Consider the following 16,679-nt stretch of genomic DNA (forward strand, 5'->3'; position numbering starts at 1 on the left):
ACTTTCACTCCTGATTATCTAACAATTTTTTTGATGATAAAAACATCACTACTTTTAGCTTAATGGCATCTTATGAATATTTCTAAATTTCAATTGGTCTACCTTGCAGTACTTTCAATGCTTGGTTTCATCGCGACTGATATGTACCTTCCTGCGTTTAAAGCAATGGAAGTCGACTTTGCAACCGGACCAGAGCAGATCGCCTTGTCTCTAACCGTATTCCTTGGCGGTATGGCACTAGGCCAGCTTCTTTGGGGTCTAGCAAGTGACAAATATGGTCACCGCAATACGCTGGCAGTCGGTCTAGTAATATTCACCGCCGCTTCATTTGGCTTAGCATTCAGTACCGAAGTATGGCATCTACTGACACTACGCTTCATTCAAGCGATCGGTGTATGTGCGCCTGCGGTAATTTGGCAAGCAATGGTTATCAAGCGTTACTCTCAGAGCAGTAGCCAGCAAATTTTTGCGACTATCATGCCCCTAGTGGCGCTATCTCCAGCATTAGCTCCTCAACTGGGTGTATTGCTAGCAGACAGCTTTGGTTGGCACAGTATCTTTATCACATTGACGATAATGGGCGCATTGTTGATCGCAACGACAATGGCTCAACCAAAAGAAGCGCCGGAAGTAAAACAGACATCGATCAAGACTGATATTAAAACGCTACTTAAGTCTAAGCCATACATGGGCAATGTGTTGATGTTTGCATCGGCGTCAGCAGCGTTCTTCGCTTACCTGACGGGTATGCCAGAGATCATGGCTCAGCTGGGTTATGAAGCCAAAGACATTGGCCTGAGCTTCATTCCACAGACAATTGCATTCATGGCTGGTGGTTATTTCGGTAAGCAAGCAGTGAAGAAGTACGGTGATGGTGTGGTACTAAGAAACCTTATCGGCTTGTTCAGCGTAGCGGCGATGCTTATCTTTATCGCATCACAGTGGGAACTGACATCAATCTGGCCTCTACTAGCACCTTTCTGTTTGATTGCTGTAGCAAATGGCGCACTTTACCCAATCGTAGTAAACCGCGCTCTATCAAGTGCGAAACAAAGTCCAGCAACAGCCGCAGGTCTCCAGAACAGTTTACAAATCAGCATCAGTGGCTTATCAAGTGCATTGGTAGCAGCAATGGCTAGCCAAGCACTAAGCGCTACTGGTATTGCGGTGGTTATTTGTTTGGGCGCATTGTGGGTTGGCTACATCATTTCAAACAAAGAACTGTCTGAACACTTCGCTACACCGGATAACTCTCGTGTAGTGGCAGATGAGAAACAAGACTAACTTTTAGTTTCTAGTTTCACGAAAACAAAAAAAGAGCGAGATTACTCGCTCTTTTTTGCATCTAGGATAACTTAGAAAAAGTCAGTAGCAGTGCTATTGGCTCTATCGCAATCATCTGATTTATAGTGAAGCTATTTTTTCTTAACCGGACGCTGCCAGTTGGCAATCTTACGCTCTTTTGCACGGCTAATAACAAGTTCGTTTTCAGAAACATCACGAGTTACTGTAGAACCCGCACCAACAGTGGCACCGTTTCCAATCGTTACTGGAGCGATTAACTGGCTATCTGAACCGACAAATACGTCATCGCCAATAATGGTCTTAAACTTGTTAGCACCATCATAGTTACAAGTGATAGCACCAGCGCCAACGTTTACACGCTGACCAATTTCTGCATCGCCAAGGTAAGTCAGGTGGTTGGCTTTTGAACCTTCACCTAGACGCGTATTCTTCACTTCTACGAAGTTACCCACGTGCGAATTATTACGCATGTCGGCACCTGGACGTAAGCGAGTGAATGGACCAACCGTACAGTCTTCACCAATTGTCGCACCTTCGATTACGCTGTATGGGCGCACGATAGTGTTGTCATCAATCTCACAGTCTTTCAATACACAACCAGTGCCGATAACCACGTTATCACCAATGCTTACGCTGCCTTCGATGATAACGTTAGTATCAATCTCAACGTCCATACCGCACTGCAGTTCACCACGTAGATCGAAGCGGCTTGGATCGCGCAGCATTACGCCTTGCTTCAATAACTTGTCTGCTTGCTCAGCTTGGTAAGCGCGCTCTAGACGAGCCAGTTGAGAGCGGTCGTTCACGCCTTCCACTTCAATTGGGCTTACTGGATGTACTGCTTCAACCGCACGACCTTCGTCGTGAGCCGCTGCGATAACGTCAGTCAGGTAATATTCGCCCTGTGCGTTGTCGTTACTTAGACCAGACAACCAGCGCTTCAGATCGCCACCAGTCGCCACCATAACGCCAGTATTGATCTCTTTGATAAGCTTCTGCTCATCCGTTGCATCTTTCTGTTCAACGATAGCCACAACAGGACCATTACGACGAATAATACGTCCGTAGCCCATTGGGTTGTCTAACACGACAGTAAGTAGCGCGATGCCACCGTTTGGTTGAGCGTCTAATAGGTTTTCAATTGTTTCAGGTGAGATCAGTGGGACATCACCGTATAGCACCAATACTTTTTCATCATCAGCGAAATGTGCAGATGCTTGATCCACAGCGTGGCCTGTGCCGAGTTGCTCAGCTTGCAGTGCCCAGTTTACAAATTCTTCAGCTAGGGTAGCCTTCATCTGATCACCACCGTGGCCGTAAACCAGGTTAATGTTTTGAGCGCCTAGACCATTACATGTATCGATAACATGCTTCACCATTGGCTTACCCGCAAGCGTGTGCAGAACCTTTGGTGTGTTTGAATACATGCGAGTGCCTTTGCCCGCCGCGAGAATTACCGCGCTAAACTTCATTGTAAACCTATCCAACGTTATTTTTATTAAGCCGATATTGTAACCGTTTTTGGCCAAAAAATTAAATCGCAATAACCATTTAACCAGTAGTGATACGTAAAAGATGCATTTTTGAGAATCTAAAAATGCAAAAAGGCGACCCTTAGGTCGCCTTTATCTCAGAGTCTATAATCTTAAAAAGATTAACGACGCTGTTTTGTCAGTTCGATAACTCGTAACTGAGCAATGGCTTTAGCCAGTTCACCGGCCGCTTGTGCGAAGTCTATGTCGCCATGCTGATTTTGGATATTCTCCACAGCCTTGCGTTTAGCTTCTTCCGCCTTTGCTGCGTCTAGCTCTTCACCACGGATAGCTGTATCAGCCAGTACAGTCGCTGTACCAGGCTGAACTTCTACCATACCACCAGAAACATAAATAATTTCTTCGTGGCCGTGCTGCTTAACAATACGCACCATACCAGGCTTGATAGCGGTCAGCAGTGGAGTATGACCATGGAAAATACCAAGCTCACCCTCACTACCGGTCACCTGAAACGTCTCAACAAGGCCTGAGAAAATTTGTTTCTCTGCACTTACAACGTCTAGGTGAAAGGTTATTGCTGCCATATCGCCTCCTAGTTAGCCTTATAGCTTCTTAGCATTCTCAATAGCTTCGTCAATTGCACCACAGTACATGAACGCTTGCTCTGGAATGTCATCGTATTCACCAGATAGAAGACCTTGGAAGCCACGTAGAGTCTCTTTAAGAGGTACGTAAACGCCTGGGTCACCTGTAAATACTTCCGCTACGTGGTAAGGCTGAGTTAGGAACTTCTCAATCTTACGAGCACGAGATACAACTTGCTTATCTTCTTCAGATAGCTCGTCCATACCTAGGATAGCAATGATATCTTTCAGCTCTTTATAGCGCTGAAGAGTAGACTGAACGCCACGAGCGATGTCGTAGTGCTCTTGTCCAACTACCAATGGATCCAGTTGACGTGAAGTAGAATCTAGCGGGTCGATCGCTGGGTATAGACCCATAGATGCGATGTTACGGTTAAGTACAACCGTTGCATCCAAGTGAGCGAACGTTGTTGCTGGAGACGGGTCAGTCAAGTCATCCGCTGGTACGTATACTGCCTGTACAGACGTGATAGAACCAGATTTAGTTGACGTGATACGCTCTTGTAGAACACCCATTTCTTCAGCTAGTGTAGGTTGGTAACCTACCGCAGAAGGCATACGACCTAGAAGTGCTGATACTTCAGTACCTGCTAGTGTGTAACGGTAGATGTTATCAACGAACAGTAGAACGTCACGACCTTCGTCACGGAAGCGCTCTGCCATTGTTAGACCAGTCAGTGCAACACGTAGACGGTTACCTGGTGGCTCGTTCATCTGACCGTAAACCATCGCTACTTTTGATTCTTCAGGTTTTTCGATGTTTACAACACCAGCTTCCTGCATCTCAAAGTAGAAATCGTTACCTTCACGAGTACGCTCACCTACACCTGCAAATACAGATAGGCCTGAGTGTTGAAGTGCGATGTTGTTGATAAGTTCCATCATGTTAACGGTCTTACCTACACCAGCACCACCGAATAGACCGATTTTACCACCCTTAGCGAATGGACAAATCAAGTCGATTACTTTAACACCAGTTTCTAGAAGAGCTGTCTCGTTAGACTGCTCTTCGTAGCTTGGAGCTTCACGGTGAATGGCGTAATGCTCTTCAGCACCAATCTCGCCACACTCATCAATCGCGTCACCTAGGACGTTCATGATACGACCCAATGTCTTAGTACCAACTGGTACTGAGATTGGAGCGCCAGTATTTTCAACTGTCAAACCACGACGTAAACCATCAGAGCTACCCATTACGATTGCGCGAACTACGCCACCGCCAAGTTGTTGCTGAACTTCAAGAACTAGACGTTCTTGTACTTCATTAACATTCAGAGCGTCGTATACACGAGGTACTTCACCCTGTGGGAACTCTACGTCGACTACCGCACCGATGATCTGTACGATCTTACCTGTAGCCATCGTTAATCCTCTAACTATTTAGTTTTACCTAAGCTTAAACCGCAGCTGCGCCTGAAACGATCTCAGAAAGTTCTTGTGTAATCGCCGCTTGACGCGCTTTGTTATACACAAGTTCTAAGTCATCAATAATGTCACCAGCGTTATCTGTTGCTGATTTCATTGCAATCATTCGAGCCGCTTGCTCACAAGCAAGGTTCTCAACCACACCTTGGTACACTTGAGATTCGACATAGCGAACCAATAGTGCATCTAGTAGTGGTTTTGGCTCGGGCTCATAAATGTAGTCCCAAGAATGACTGCGTTTCATTTCTTCGCTGTCTGATTTAGGCAAAGGAAGTAATTGATCGATCGTTGGTTCTTGAACCATAGTGTTTTCAAACTTGTTGAACACTACGAACAGGCGATCTAATTCGCCTTCATCATATTTCTTCAGCATAACGCTTACAGAGCCAATCAAGTCTTCAAGGCTTGGACGATCGCCCAGACCAGAAACTTGAGCTGCTACTTTCGCGCCGCTGTTGTTGAAAAATGCTGTCGCTTTTGAACCTACAATTGCAAGTTCAACGTCAGCACCTTTCTCAGACCAATCTTTCATGTCGTTCATGGCTTTTTTGAACAAGTTAATGTTCAAACCACCACAAAGACCACGATCTGTAGAAACGATGATGTAACCAACACGTTTGGCTTCACGTTCCTCAAGATAAGGATGCTTATACTCGAGGCTACCATTAGCCAAATGACCGATCACTTTACGCATTGTTTCTGCATATGGACGAGTAGCTTCCATTGCGTCTTGAGAACGACGCATTTTTGAAGCTGCTACCATTTCCATTGCTTTCGTAATCTTCTGTGTGCTTTTAACACTACCGATTTTATTACGTATCTCTTTTGCGCCGGCCATCGTTACTCTCCGTTAATGGTATGAGGTGGCCCTAAGACCACCTACCAATTACCAGGTCTGGGTTGCCTTGAAATCGTCAACAAGCTTCTTCAGCTCAGCTTCAATTTCTTTATTGAAAGCACCCGTTGTGTCGATCTGTGTTGCTAGATCGGCATATTGACCACGAGCAAACGACAGTAAAGCAGCTTCAAAGTCTAGAACTTTTGACAGTTCAACGTCTTGAAGGTACCCACGCTCTGCAGCGAAGATTACTAGAGCTTGGTCAAATACAGACATAGGAGCGTATTGCTTCTGCTTCATCAGTTCTGTAACTTTTTGACCGTGGTCTAGCTGCTTCTTAGTCGCTTCATCAAGATCCGAAGAGAACTGAGCAAATGCTGCAAGTTCACGGTATTGAGCTAGAGCAGTACGGATACCGCCAGATAGCTTCTTGATGATTTTAGTCTGCGCCGAACCACCTACACGAGAAACTGAGATACCTGGGTCAACAGCTGGACGTACGCCCGCGTTGAATAGCTCAGTTTGTAGGAAGATCTGACCATCAGTAATCGAGATTACGTTCGTTGGTACGAATGCAGATACGTCACCAGCTTGCGTTTCGATGATAGGAAGAGCAGTTAAAGAACCAGTCTTGCCTGTCACTTCGCCGTTAGTGAATTTTTCTACGTATGCTTCGCTTACACGAGCAGCACGCTCTAGTAGACGAGAGTGAAGGTAGAAAACATCACCTGGGAACGCTTCACGACCTGGTGGACGCTTAAGTAGTAGCGAGATTTGACGGTAAGCTACCGCTTGCTTAGATAGGTCATCATAAACAATCAGTGCATCTTCACCGCGATCACGGAAGTATTCGCCCATCGCACAACCAGCATACGGTGCAAGATATTGCAGCGCTGCAGATTCAGAAGCCGATGCAACAACAACAACAGTGTTTGCTAGTGCGCCGTGCTCTTCTAGTTTGCGAACTACGTTAGCAATAGTCGACGCTTTTTGGCCGATAGCTACGTAGATAGAGAAAATACCAGAATCTTTTTGGTTAATAATCGCATCGATCGCCATTGCTGTTTTACCAGTCTGACGGTCACCGATTACTAGTTCACGTTGACCACGACCGATAGGGATCATTGAGTCAACAGACTTGTAACCAGTTTGAACAGGTTGATCTACCGATTTACGGTCGATTACACCTGGTGCGATAATTTCTACAGGCGAAGTCAATTTCGCTTCGATTGGACCTTTACCATCAATTGGCTCACCTAGCGTGTTTACAACACGACCAAGCATTTCAGGACCTACTGGTACTTCTAGAATACGACCAGTACCTGTAACTTTCATGCCTTCCTGTAGGTCAGCATACGGGCCCATTACAACAGCACCAACCGAATCACGGTTCAAGTTCAGTGCTAGAGCGTAACGGCCACCCGGTAGTTCGATCATTTCACCTTGCATCACGTCCGCTAGGCCGTGGATGCTAAGGATGCCATCGCTTACAGAAACGATAGTACCTTCATTGCGAGCTTCACTAACAACGTCGAAAGATTCAATACGTTGTTTAATTAGATCGCTAATTTCAGTGGAATTAAGTTGCATGCTCCAATCCCCATTAAGACTGCAATGCATCGCTCAGGCGGTCTAAACGACTGCGCGCTGAGTTATCGATGACTAGGTCTCCGGCTCGAATAATAACTCCACTAAGTAGAGTCTCATCTATACTGCAATTCAGCTGAACTTTGCGCGCAAGGCGCAGTTCCAATTTGCTGATAATGCTTGTGCGTTGTTCTTCAGAAAGTTCAACAGCTGAAGTAACTTCAACGTCGATCTCTTTCTCATACTCTTTTTTGAGTATAAAGAACTCTTTACAAACATCAGGAAAAGCCATTAAGCGGCCATTCTCTGCCATCACTTTAATTAAGTTCTGGCCGAATTCATCAAATTGTTCGCCACAAATTACAATGAATACTTCAGCTAATTTTTCAGCAGTCATAGAACCGCTTAATAAATTGTGAACATCATCATTTTGTGCCACTTCGGCAGCAAAAGTAAGCATTTGACCCCATTGGTCTAGCTCACCTTTATCTACCGCAAAGTCAAACGCTGCTTTAGCATAGGGGCGTGCGATTGTAGTCAAATCAGACATATACAGCCCCTTGCTTTAAAGTTTTGCAGTAATGTTGTTAAGAAGATCATCGTGTACATCTTTATCGATTGTACGCTCAAGGATTTTCTCAGCACCAGCTATAGCCAGAGTTGCGACTTGTTTGCGCAGGTCATCACGGGCACGTGTACGCTCTGCTTCAATTTCTGCTTCAGCTTGCGCTAAGATTTTCTGGCGTTCTGCCTGAGCTTCTTCGCGTGCTTCATCAATAATTTGAGCTTTACGTTTGTTTGCCTGATCAATAACCTCAGTTGCAGTGCGCTTTGCTTCTTTCATTTGCTCAGAAGCGTTGGCTTGTGCCAGGTTCAAGTCTTTAGCAGCGCGTTCAGCGGCTACAAGACCGTCAGCAATTTTTTTCTGACGTTCTTCAATTGCTTGCATGATTGGTGGCCATACATATTTCATGCAGAACCAAACAAACAGTGAAAAAGCAATTGCTTGACCTAGCAGAGTTGCGTTCATATTCACAACAGCTACCCCTCGTTAAGAATCAACTACAAAAATTTAATTAACTATTAAAGAGTTAATTAGCCTGCTAGTTGACCAACAAATGGGTTAGCAAACGTGAATAGTAGTGCGATTACGATACCGATCATTGGAACAGCATCCAGTAGACCAGCGATGATGAACATCTTAACTTGTAGCATTGGAGCCATTTCAGGTTGACGCGCAGCGCCTTCTAGGAATTTACCACCAAGAATAGCAAAACCAATTGCAGTACCTACGGCACAAAGACCAACAATGATAGCAACAGCGATTGCTGAAAAACTTAGTACAGTTTCCATTTACGTTCTCCGATTAACATTAATAGTTAGAATAAAGCTTAAAAAATTTTTAGTGATCACTATCTTCATGAGCCATTGATAAGTAAACGATTGTCAACATCATGAAAACAAACGCTTGAATCAAAATAACCAAGATATGGAAGATAGCCCAAGGTAGTGCACCTACCCATTGTAAGTACCACGGTAGCATTGCCGCGATAAGAATAAACACCACCTCACCCGCAAACATATTACCAAATAAACGCATACCTAGAGATAGTGGCTTCGCGAGTAACGAAATTATCTCAAGTACCAAGTTAAATGGAATCATGATTGGGTGATTAAATGGATGCAGTGCCAATTCTTTAGCAAATCCGCCCAAGCCTTTTACTTTGATGCTGTAGTAGATCATCAGAGCAAAAACACCTAAAGCCATTGCCATTGTTATATTAACATCAGCTGTAGGAACCACTTTCAAGTAAGGGATACCTAGCCAATGCTCTGCAGGATATGGTAAGAAATCGATAGGCACTAAGTCCATCAAGTTCATAATTATAATCCAGCAGAATATAGTCAGTGCTAGTGGGGCAATCAGAGGGTTGCGACCATGGAAAGTTTCTTTAACGTTGTCGCCAACGAATTCCACTACCATTTCAACAAAACACTGAAGCTTACCAGGTACACCTACTGTTGCTTTCTTAGCGACTGAGCGAAAAACCCAAAGGAATAACATCCCTGTCAACACCGAAAAAAACAGACTGTCTATATGTACGTTCCAGAAACTTGTCTCCTCTACAAGACCAAACTTAGCTAAAGAAAGGTTTTGTAAATGGTGTTCAATGTATCCGGATGCTGTTGGCGCAGCCATAACTCATCCTATTTTTTATTGTTAATGAAAAGCACTGGCGCAAAGATATTAATACCTAGAACCAGTAAATAGGTCAGTTTGAGGGGAATTAATTCCACCTGCATATACATGTAGACAATAGAGAATAGTAGAACTGTGATAAGGATCTTTAGTGCTTCGCCTGCATAGAACGACGCCGCAACTAACTTAGTTGCGCGAGCTCCACAAAATAGGAAAGCACACACACAAAAAACCACATTCGAGATGACAAAAATACCGCCACCAATCAATGCAGCAAAACCCCAATCAGGATTAACAGCTAAACCTAACCCTATCGCCACTAATATAACCGCGCTAAGCTCGATCAATAACATTTGCTTTGCAAGCACTCGTCCTGGTCTTGCTAACGCCGCTACCATGTATTCGTTCCTCTTTAAGCCCACTTTACCACTCGCTTAAAAGCGTGCTGAGAAATTGGCGAAAATTATACGTTCAGCCAAATTGATTGCAATAAGAATGCAGCAATCATTTACATTTCTGTATACAAACCTACAACTTTTGTAAGAAATTACTTGTTTATTACATAATTGACCTAAATCAATTATCTCATTTAGTACTCTAGTTTAGCAATAAGTTGCTCTAATTTGTGAGGCTCATCAAGAGTAATTGTCACTTTTGACTTACCGCTAACAGAACGAGTAACTGAAACGTTTGCTTGCAATTTTTCCGTGAGTCTTCGTGAAAGTTCGATGGCCTCAGTGTCTTCGGGCTTCGATTCAGCTTCAACGTCTGGTTTTAAGCACTTTTTGACAAGTTGCTCAGTTTGACGCACGGTCATTTTTTTGGTTGCTGCGGTATTCGCCGCTTCAACCTGGGTATCACCTTCAAGCGCAAGCAGTGCTCTAGCATGCCCCATTTCCAGTTGTTTACTGGAAACTAAACCTTTTACTTCATTTTCGAGCTGATTTAGACGTAATAAGTTACTAACGGTAGCTCTAGATTTACCAATCACATCGGCAACCTGCTGATGTGTCAGTGAAAACTCGTTCTGTAAGCGCTCTAGTGCTTGTGATTCTTCGATAACATTCAGGTCTTCACGCTGAATATTCTCAATCAATGCCATCGCGATAGCGGCCTTGTCTTCCACTCTCTTGATCAGGCATGGCACTTGTTTAAGGCCAGCTTGACGAGCTGCTCGCCAACGACGTTCACCAGCAATAATCTCGAACTGGTCGTGCGCCAATGGGCGAACTACGATCGGTTGGATAATGCCTTGAGATTGAATTGATGCAGCCAGCTCTTCTAGCGCTTCAGGCGCAATATCCTTACGCGGTTGATATACACCAGGCTTCAAGCAACCAACAGCCAGTTCGATAAGCTCACCATCAGCCGATAACGCCTGACTATGAGAAGCAACTTGCTGTTTTTCACGAGCCAATGAGCTAGTTGCAAGCAATGCATCTAGCCCTTTTCCTAAACCACGCTTAGACATTGAGCGAATTCCTTTGGTTGGACCTATACTGGGACTTCTTCACGACGCAACATTTCGCCAGCAAGAGCAAGGTAAGCCTTAGCTCCTGCGGAGTATTTGTCGTAGTACATTGCTGGCTTGCCGTGACTCGGGGCTTCTGCCAGACGCACATTTCTAGGGATCACAGTTCGGTAGACTTTGCTACCAAAGTGTTTTTTGAGTTGATCAGATACTTCGTTCGATAAGCGGTTGCGAGGATCGTACATTGTACGTAGAAGACCTTCGATCTTCAGGTTCTCATTTACAACAGCCGCCAGCTTACTGATGGTATCCATCAATGCAGTCAAACCTTCCAAAGCAAAATATTCACATTGCATAGGGACCAATACGGAGTCGGCCGCAGCCATCGCGTTGATTGTAAGAAGGTTTAATGAGGGTGGGCAATCAATAAAGATGAAATCATAGTTATTGCGAATGGATTCGAGTGCGTTTTTTAAACGAACTTCTCGAGCAAACACTTCCATCAGCTTGATTTCTGCCGCAGTAACATCGCCGTTCGCGGCGATGAGGTCATAATTGCCAGATGTACTCCGGCAAACTACCTCATCAAATGGGGTGTCTTCAACTAACAAATCGTAAGCAGTTGCTTCAACTTGATACTTGTCGACACCGCTCGCCATAGTGGCATTACCTTGAGGATCGAGGTCAACAACCAATATCTTGCGTTTTGTTGCCGCCATTGATGCTGCTAAATTAATGCAAGTTGTTGTTTTTCCTACGCCACCCTTCTGGTTGGCAATTGCTACGATTCTACCCACTATGGCCTCGCTGATTATCCCTGACGCGATAAAGTAACTAGATGACGCTCTCCATCAAGCTCTGGCACTTGCAAAGCTTTAATGTTTGTCACTGAACACCATTCAGGTAACAGGTCGATTTCGTCTCTAGGATGTTGTCCCTTAAGAGCCAAAAATACACCGGATTGCTCTTTAGGTAAATGGTGACACCACTCTACCATGTCTGTCATTGACGCAAATGCACGACTGAGCACTGCATCAAACTTTTCTTCTGGTTGAAATTCTTCAACGCGACTTTGAACCGGTACCACGTTGTCGATACCCAGCTCATGAATCACCTGTTTGATAAAACGAATACGCTTACCTAGGCTGTCTAGCAAGTAAAACTCGCAGTCTGGATTCATGATTGAGAGCGGAATCCCAGGAAGACCAGGTCCCGTGCCCACATCGATAAAGCGCTTACCTTGTAAGTGAGTGCTAACAATGATGCTATCTAAGATATGTTTCACCATCATTTCTTGCGGGTCACGAACTGACGTTAGGTTATAAGCTTTGTTCCACTTGTTCAGTAACTCAACGTAGCCAACCAACTGGCCACGTTGTTTTTCAGATACTTCAAGTTCAGCCTGGCCAATCAGGTGATCCAGTTTTTCGCGTAATGCGCTCATTATGCTTCCTCACCTTTTTTCAACAGGCCGTGTTTTTTCAAGTAAACCAACAGAATTGAGATTGCTGCAGGTGTGATACCTGAAATTCGCGAAGCAATACCAATTGAGTCAGGCTTAGCTGTCGTTAGTTTAAGAATCACTTCGTTAGAAAGTCCTTTTACCTTGCTGTAATCGATATCAGCAGGCAGTTTGGTATTTTCATGACGCAGTGATTTTTCAATTTCGTCTTGTTGACGCTGAATGTAACCATCGTACTTCACTTGGATCTCAACTTGCTCAGACGCTTGTTGATCTTCCAGTGCAGGACCAAAACGATCCAATGCGGTTAACTGTGAATAAGTCATTTCAGGACGACGAAGAAGATCTTCACCGCTCGCTTCACGAGACATTGGTGTTTTCAGAATTTGGTTCAGTTGATCAATATCTTCAGATTTTGGATTAATCCAAGTCTCTTTCAGACGTTGACGCTCCTTCTCCATGTTTTCCATCTTCTCGTTGAAACGAGCCCAACGAGCGTCATCAACAAGGCCAAGTTCACGCGACTTTTCAGTCAAGCGGATATCGGCGTTATCTTCACGAAGCAGCAAACGGTATTCCGCGCGAGACGTAAACATGCGGTAAGGTTCTTTGGTACCCATGGTAGATAGGTCGTCAATAAGCACGCCCATGTAAGCTTGGTCACGACGCGGACTCCAGCCTTCTTTGCCTTGAGTAAACAAACTTGCATTCAGACCCGCCATCAAGCCTTGTGCAGCCGCTTCTTCGTAGCCAGTGGTACCGTTGATTTGACCCGCAAAGAATAGACCTTTGATAAACTTAGTTTCGTAAGTCAGCTTAAGGTCGCGAGGATCAAAGAAGTCGTACTCAATCGCATAGCCTGGGCGAACGATATGAGCATTCTCAAAGCCCTTCATAGAGCGAACGATTTGAACCTGTACATCAAACGGCAGACTGGTTGAGATACCGTTCGGGTATAGCTCATGTGTCGTTAGACCTTCAGGCTCAATGAAGATTTGGTGGCTGTTCTTATCAGCAAAACGCATCACTTTGTCTTCAATCGAAGGACAGTAACGAGGGCCAATGCCTTCAATCACACCCGCGTACATTGGGCTGCGATCTAGGTTGGCGCGAATCACGTCATGCGTATTTTCATTGGTATGCGTGATGTAACATGGAATCTGACGAGGTTGTTGAGCTCGGCTACCCATGAACGAGAAAACAGGCGTCGGGTTATCGCCGTGCTGAACCTCAAGCTCAGAAAAATCAACGCTACGCGCATCGATACGAGGAGGAGTACCTGTTTTCAGGCGATCAACTCGAAATGGAAGATCACGAAGACGGTCAGCCAGTGCGATCGATGGTGGATCACCAGCACGGCCACCCGAAGAACTTTCCATACCAATATGGATCTTGCCGCCTAGGAATGTGCCCACAGTCAGAACCACAGCGCTTGCGCGGAACTTAAGGCCCATCTGCGTAACCACACCCACCACTTGATCCTGTTCAACGATCAAGTCATCAACCGACTGTTGGAATAAAGTCAGGTTTGGCGTGTTTTCAAGAACGTTACGAACAAAGGCTTTGTAAAGTGCGCGGTCAGCTTGTGCACGAGTTGCACGAACCGCAGGGCCTTTTGATGCGTTCAATGTTCTGAACTGAATACCTGCATGATCAATAGCTTGCGCCATTAATCCACCCATTGCATCGACCTCTTTTACCAAGTGGCCCTTACCGATCCCACCAATGGCTGGGTTACAAGACATTTGTCCTAGTGTATCGATATTATGAGTAAGTAATAACGTACTTTGACCAGTACGTGCAGATGCGAGTGCGGCTTCCGTTCCTGCATGGCCACCACCAACAACGATGACATCAAATTTTTCGTGATAAAGCATGAACCGACCTCAGGTATTCAAACGTTTTCTAGATTGATAAAAAGGAGCGATATTCTACCTGTTTTCATAGCCTGAGAAAACGTTTTTGGGATTTTTCGAAAAAGCGGTTTTTTAATTAATATAGATAAGATCTTTAAGGAGATCTTTTATTAGATCTATTATTAGGATCGAGGGTATCTGTGGATAAGTCGAAAATGATCAACGAGATCATGGATCTTTTTTGGATCAAAGGATGTGATCTAACTTTGATCAGGGTGAGGATTAGCTGGGATCAAAATGGCTACTTATTCACAGGGGGGAAATAACCTAAAACTTGTTATTTGGATAACTATAGGTTAATCACCGTATATGTATGATCTTATCCACAGAATAAATTGAAAATAGATCGCTAATTTTCGATGTTTTTGAAAAAAAGTTATTCACAATCGCGATGTTCAGAGACAAAAAAAGCGGCATAAGCCGCTTTTTGAAAGAAGAGAGAGGTTAAAACTGGTCGCTATGATCGTTGAACCAAGCTTCTGCTGCGTCTTCTGGTACCGGAGTTTCCAATACATCGATGGTAAAACAGTCAGAAATAGGCTGAGCACCGAGCTCTTTCATCTGGCTGTGGACTGATTTTCCCGCCAAACAGAAGGTATCGTAACTCGAATCACCAAGTGCCACGACAGCAAAGCGAACCTGGCTTAAATCTGGAGATTGCTGGGTCAATGCGTCGATAAACGGCTTAATATTATCTGGAAATTCGCCAGCCCCATGAGTTGAAGTCACCAGTAACCAAAAACCTTGTTGGGGGATATCATCGTATTCCGGCTGATTATGAAGGGTTATTTCATGACCTTGTTCTTCAAGAAGATCATTAAGGTGATCGCCAACGTACTCAGCACCACCTAAGGTGCTACCTGTAATAATGTGGATCATTAAGCTGTCCTTACTAAAGAAAAAGGCCAGCATGAGCCGGCCTTTAAAGGTTATTTACCAATACAGAAAGAGGTGAAGATACGGCCGAGTAGGTCATCTGAGCTGAACTCTCCCGTAATCTCATTAAGGTGTTGTTGCGTTATACGTAGCTCTTCTGCCAAGATTTCCCCAGCCATATAGCCTTCGAGCTGTTGCTGACCAATATCTAAGTGCTCAGATGCGCGTTCTAGGGCATCTAAGTGGCGACGACGTGCCATGAAGCCACCTTCATTACCACCAGCAAAGCCCATGCAATCTTTTAAGTGACTACGCAGCGCATCAACGCCTTGTCCTGTCTTTGCTGATAGTCGAATCAGAGTTGGATCATTAACATGGCAAATTCCGAGCTCTTCACTGGTTTGATCGGCTTTGTTACGAATCACGGTCATTCCGATGTTATTTGGCAGACGATCAACGAAATCTGGCCAGATATCTTTCGGGTCGGTTGCATCGGTAGTGGTGCCATCGACCATAAATAAAACGCGATCGGCTTGAGCAATTTCTTCCCAAGCGCGTTCAATACCGATTTTTTCGACTTCATCTGAGGCTTCACGCAGGCCTGCAGTATCAATAATGTGCAGTGGCATACCATCAATATGGATATGTTCACGCAGAACATCACGCGTGGTACCAGCAATATCAGTCACAATCGCGGAGTCTTTACCCGATAATGCATTCAGTAAGCTCGACTTACCGGCATTAGGACGGCCTGCAATCACTACTTTCATGCCTTCACGCATAATGGCACCTTGATTGGCTTCTTGGCGAACCGCTTCGAGGTTGTCGATGATAGCTTGTAAGTCAGCACTTACTTTACCGTCAGCAAGGAAATCAATCTCTTCTTCTGGGAAGTCGATAGCGGCTTCAACATAGATGCGTAAGTGAATCAGAGAGTCCACCAGCGTATTAATGCGTTTTGAAAATTCACCTTGCAGCGATTGCAGGGCTGATTTCGCCGCTTCTTCTGAACTGGCATCAATGAGGTCGGCAATCGCTTCTGCTTGAGTTAAATCCATCTTGTCGTTCAAGAAGGCACGCTCTGAGAACTCACCTGGGCGTGCTGCGCGTAGCCCTGGAATGGTCAGAATGCGTTTGATGAGCATATCCATAACTACAGGACCACCGTGGCCTTGTAGCTCTAATACGTCTTCACCGGTAAACGAGTGCGGGTTAGGAAAGTAAAGCGCGATGCCTTGGTCTAGTTCTAAACCATCGTGAGATTTAAAAGGGGTGTACTCAGCGTAACGTGGTTTCAGTACTTTGCCGGTAACTTCAAGCGCAACTTGGGCTGCTTGTGGGCCTGAAACGCGAATAATACCGACGCCGCCACGGCCGGGTGCAGTCGCTTGAGCAACAATCGTATCTGTAGTCATAGTTGTGCCTGCTAGCATGTGAAAGCCAAAAAGGGGCGCTCACGATT

Annotated in this window: 17 protein-coding genes; 1 reads left to right on the forward strand and 16 read right to left on the reverse strand. The window is 44.9% G+C overall.

Annotation, left to right across the window (positions count from 1 at the left end; all coding sequences use genetic code 11):
• Positions 1-72: 72 nt before the first annotated feature.
• Complete coding sequence (gene punC / locus OQJ75_RS18465; RefSeq protein ID WP_265974296.1) at positions 73-1,284, forward strand: purine nucleoside transporter PunC; 1,212 nt, start codon at positions 73-75, stop codon at positions 1,282-1,284.
• A 131-nt stretch (positions 1,285-1,415) separates the two neighbouring features.
• On the opposite strand, the gene glmU is transcribed toward punC, so the two are convergent.
• The 16 genes from glmU to mnmE form a co-directional block, all read right to left on the reverse strand.
• On the reverse strand, positions 1,416-2,777 hold the full coding sequence (gene glmU, locus OQJ75_RS18470) for a bifunctional UDP-N-acetylglucosamine diphosphorylase/glucosamine-1-phosphate N-acetyltransferase GlmU (RefSeq protein WP_265974297.1): 1,362 nt from the start codon (positions 2,775-2,777) through the stop codon (positions 1,416-1,418).
• Positions 2,778-2,959: 182 nt separating this feature from the next.
• Positions 2,960-3,382 carry a F0F1 ATP synthase subunit epsilon gene (locus OQJ75_RS18475; protein ID WP_004735742.1) on the reverse strand — a complete coding sequence of 141 codons (423 nt, stop codon included), beginning with the start codon at positions 3,380-3,382 and terminating at the stop codon, positions 2,960-2,962.
• An 18-nt stretch (positions 3,383-3,400) separates the two neighbouring features.
• On the reverse strand, positions 3,401-4,804 hold the full coding sequence (gene atpD / locus OQJ75_RS18480; RefSeq protein ID WP_048610850.1) for a F0F1 ATP synthase subunit beta: 1,404 nt from the start codon (positions 4,802-4,804) through the stop codon (positions 3,401-3,403).
• Positions 4,805-4,838: 34 nt separating this feature from the next.
• Positions 4,839-5,705: a F0F1 ATP synthase subunit gamma gene (atpG, locus tag OQJ75_RS18485; protein WP_016794171.1), complete on the reverse strand. Its 867-nt coding sequence runs from the start codon at positions 5,703-5,705 to the stop codon at positions 4,839-4,841.
• A 48-nt stretch (positions 5,706-5,753) separates the two neighbouring features.
• On the reverse strand, positions 5,754-7,295 hold the full coding sequence (gene atpA, locus OQJ75_RS18490; protein ID WP_010433235.1) for a F0F1 ATP synthase subunit alpha: 1,542 nt from the start codon (positions 7,293-7,295) through the stop codon (positions 5,754-5,756).
• A gap of 13 nt (positions 7,296-7,308) precedes the next feature.
• Positions 7,309-7,842 (reverse strand): F0F1 ATP synthase subunit delta, encoded by a 534-nt coding sequence (atpH, locus tag OQJ75_RS18495; RefSeq protein WP_010433233.1) that lies wholly within the window; start codon positions 7,840-7,842, stop codon positions 7,309-7,311.
• Positions 7,843-7,857: 15 nt separating this feature from the next.
• The gene (gene atpF / locus OQJ75_RS18500) at positions 7,858-8,328 is read right to left on the reverse strand and encodes a F0F1 ATP synthase subunit B (protein WP_010433231.1); all 471 of its coding nucleotides are present in this window, start codon (positions 8,326-8,328) and stop codon (positions 7,858-7,860) included.
• A gap of 59 nt (positions 8,329-8,387) precedes the next feature.
• On the reverse strand, positions 8,388-8,645 hold the full coding sequence (gene atpE / locus OQJ75_RS18505; protein ID WP_004411110.1) for a F0F1 ATP synthase subunit C: 258 nt from the start codon (positions 8,643-8,645) through the stop codon (positions 8,388-8,390).
• Between the two features lie 49 nt (positions 8,646-8,694).
• Positions 8,695-9,492, reverse strand: coding sequence for a F0F1 ATP synthase subunit A (atpB, locus tag OQJ75_RS18510; protein ID WP_248373501.1), 798 nt, complete (start codon positions 9,490-9,492; stop codon positions 8,695-8,697).
• A gap of 8 nt (positions 9,493-9,500) precedes the next feature.
• Entirely contained in the window at positions 9,501-9,890 is a 390-nt protein-coding gene (locus tag OQJ75_RS18515; protein ID WP_248373503.1) for a F0F1 ATP synthase subunit I, read from the reverse strand.
• A gap of 191 nt (positions 9,891-10,081) precedes the next feature.
• Positions 10,082-10,963 (reverse strand): ParB/RepB/Spo0J family partition protein, encoded by an 882-nt coding sequence (locus OQJ75_RS18520; RefSeq protein ID WP_248373505.1) that lies wholly within the window; start codon positions 10,961-10,963, stop codon positions 10,082-10,084.
• Positions 10,964-10,986: 23 nt separating this feature from the next.
• Positions 10,987-11,760 (reverse strand): ParA family protein, encoded by a 774-nt coding sequence (locus OQJ75_RS18525; protein WP_019825554.1) that lies wholly within the window; start codon positions 11,758-11,760, stop codon positions 10,987-10,989.
• 14 nt (positions 11,761-11,774) lie between these two features.
• Positions 11,775-12,407, reverse strand: a complete 633-nt coding sequence (rsmG, locus tag OQJ75_RS18530; RefSeq protein WP_265974298.1) for a 16S rRNA (guanine(527)-N(7))-methyltransferase RsmG — start codon at positions 12,405-12,407, stop codon at positions 11,775-11,777.
• A complete protein-coding gene (gene mnmG, locus OQJ75_RS18535) occupies positions 12,407-14,302 on the reverse strand; it encodes a tRNA uridine-5-carboxymethylaminomethyl(34) synthesis enzyme MnmG (protein ID WP_265974299.1) in 1,896 nt (631 codons plus the stop codon). Before mnmG ends, rsmG begins: the two co-directional genes overlap by 1 nt.
• A 483-nt stretch (positions 14,303-14,785) precedes the next feature.
• Complete coding sequence (gene mioC, locus OQJ75_RS18540) at positions 14,786-15,220, reverse strand: FMN-binding protein MioC (RefSeq protein ID WP_050642862.1); 435 nt, start codon at positions 15,218-15,220, stop codon at positions 14,786-14,788.
• A 50-nt stretch (positions 15,221-15,270) separates the two neighbouring features.
• Positions 15,271-16,632: a tRNA uridine-5-carboxymethylaminomethyl(34) synthesis GTPase MnmE gene (gene mnmE, locus OQJ75_RS18545; RefSeq protein ID WP_265974300.1), complete on the reverse strand. Its 1,362-nt coding sequence runs from the start codon at positions 16,630-16,632 to the stop codon at positions 15,271-15,273.
• Positions 16,633-16,679 lie beyond the last annotated feature (47 nt).

The sequence above is a fragment of the Vibrio sp. 14G-20 genome, assembly GCF_026241515.1.
Classification (GTDB): Bacteria; Pseudomonadota; Gammaproteobacteria; order Enterobacterales; family Vibrionaceae; genus Vibrio.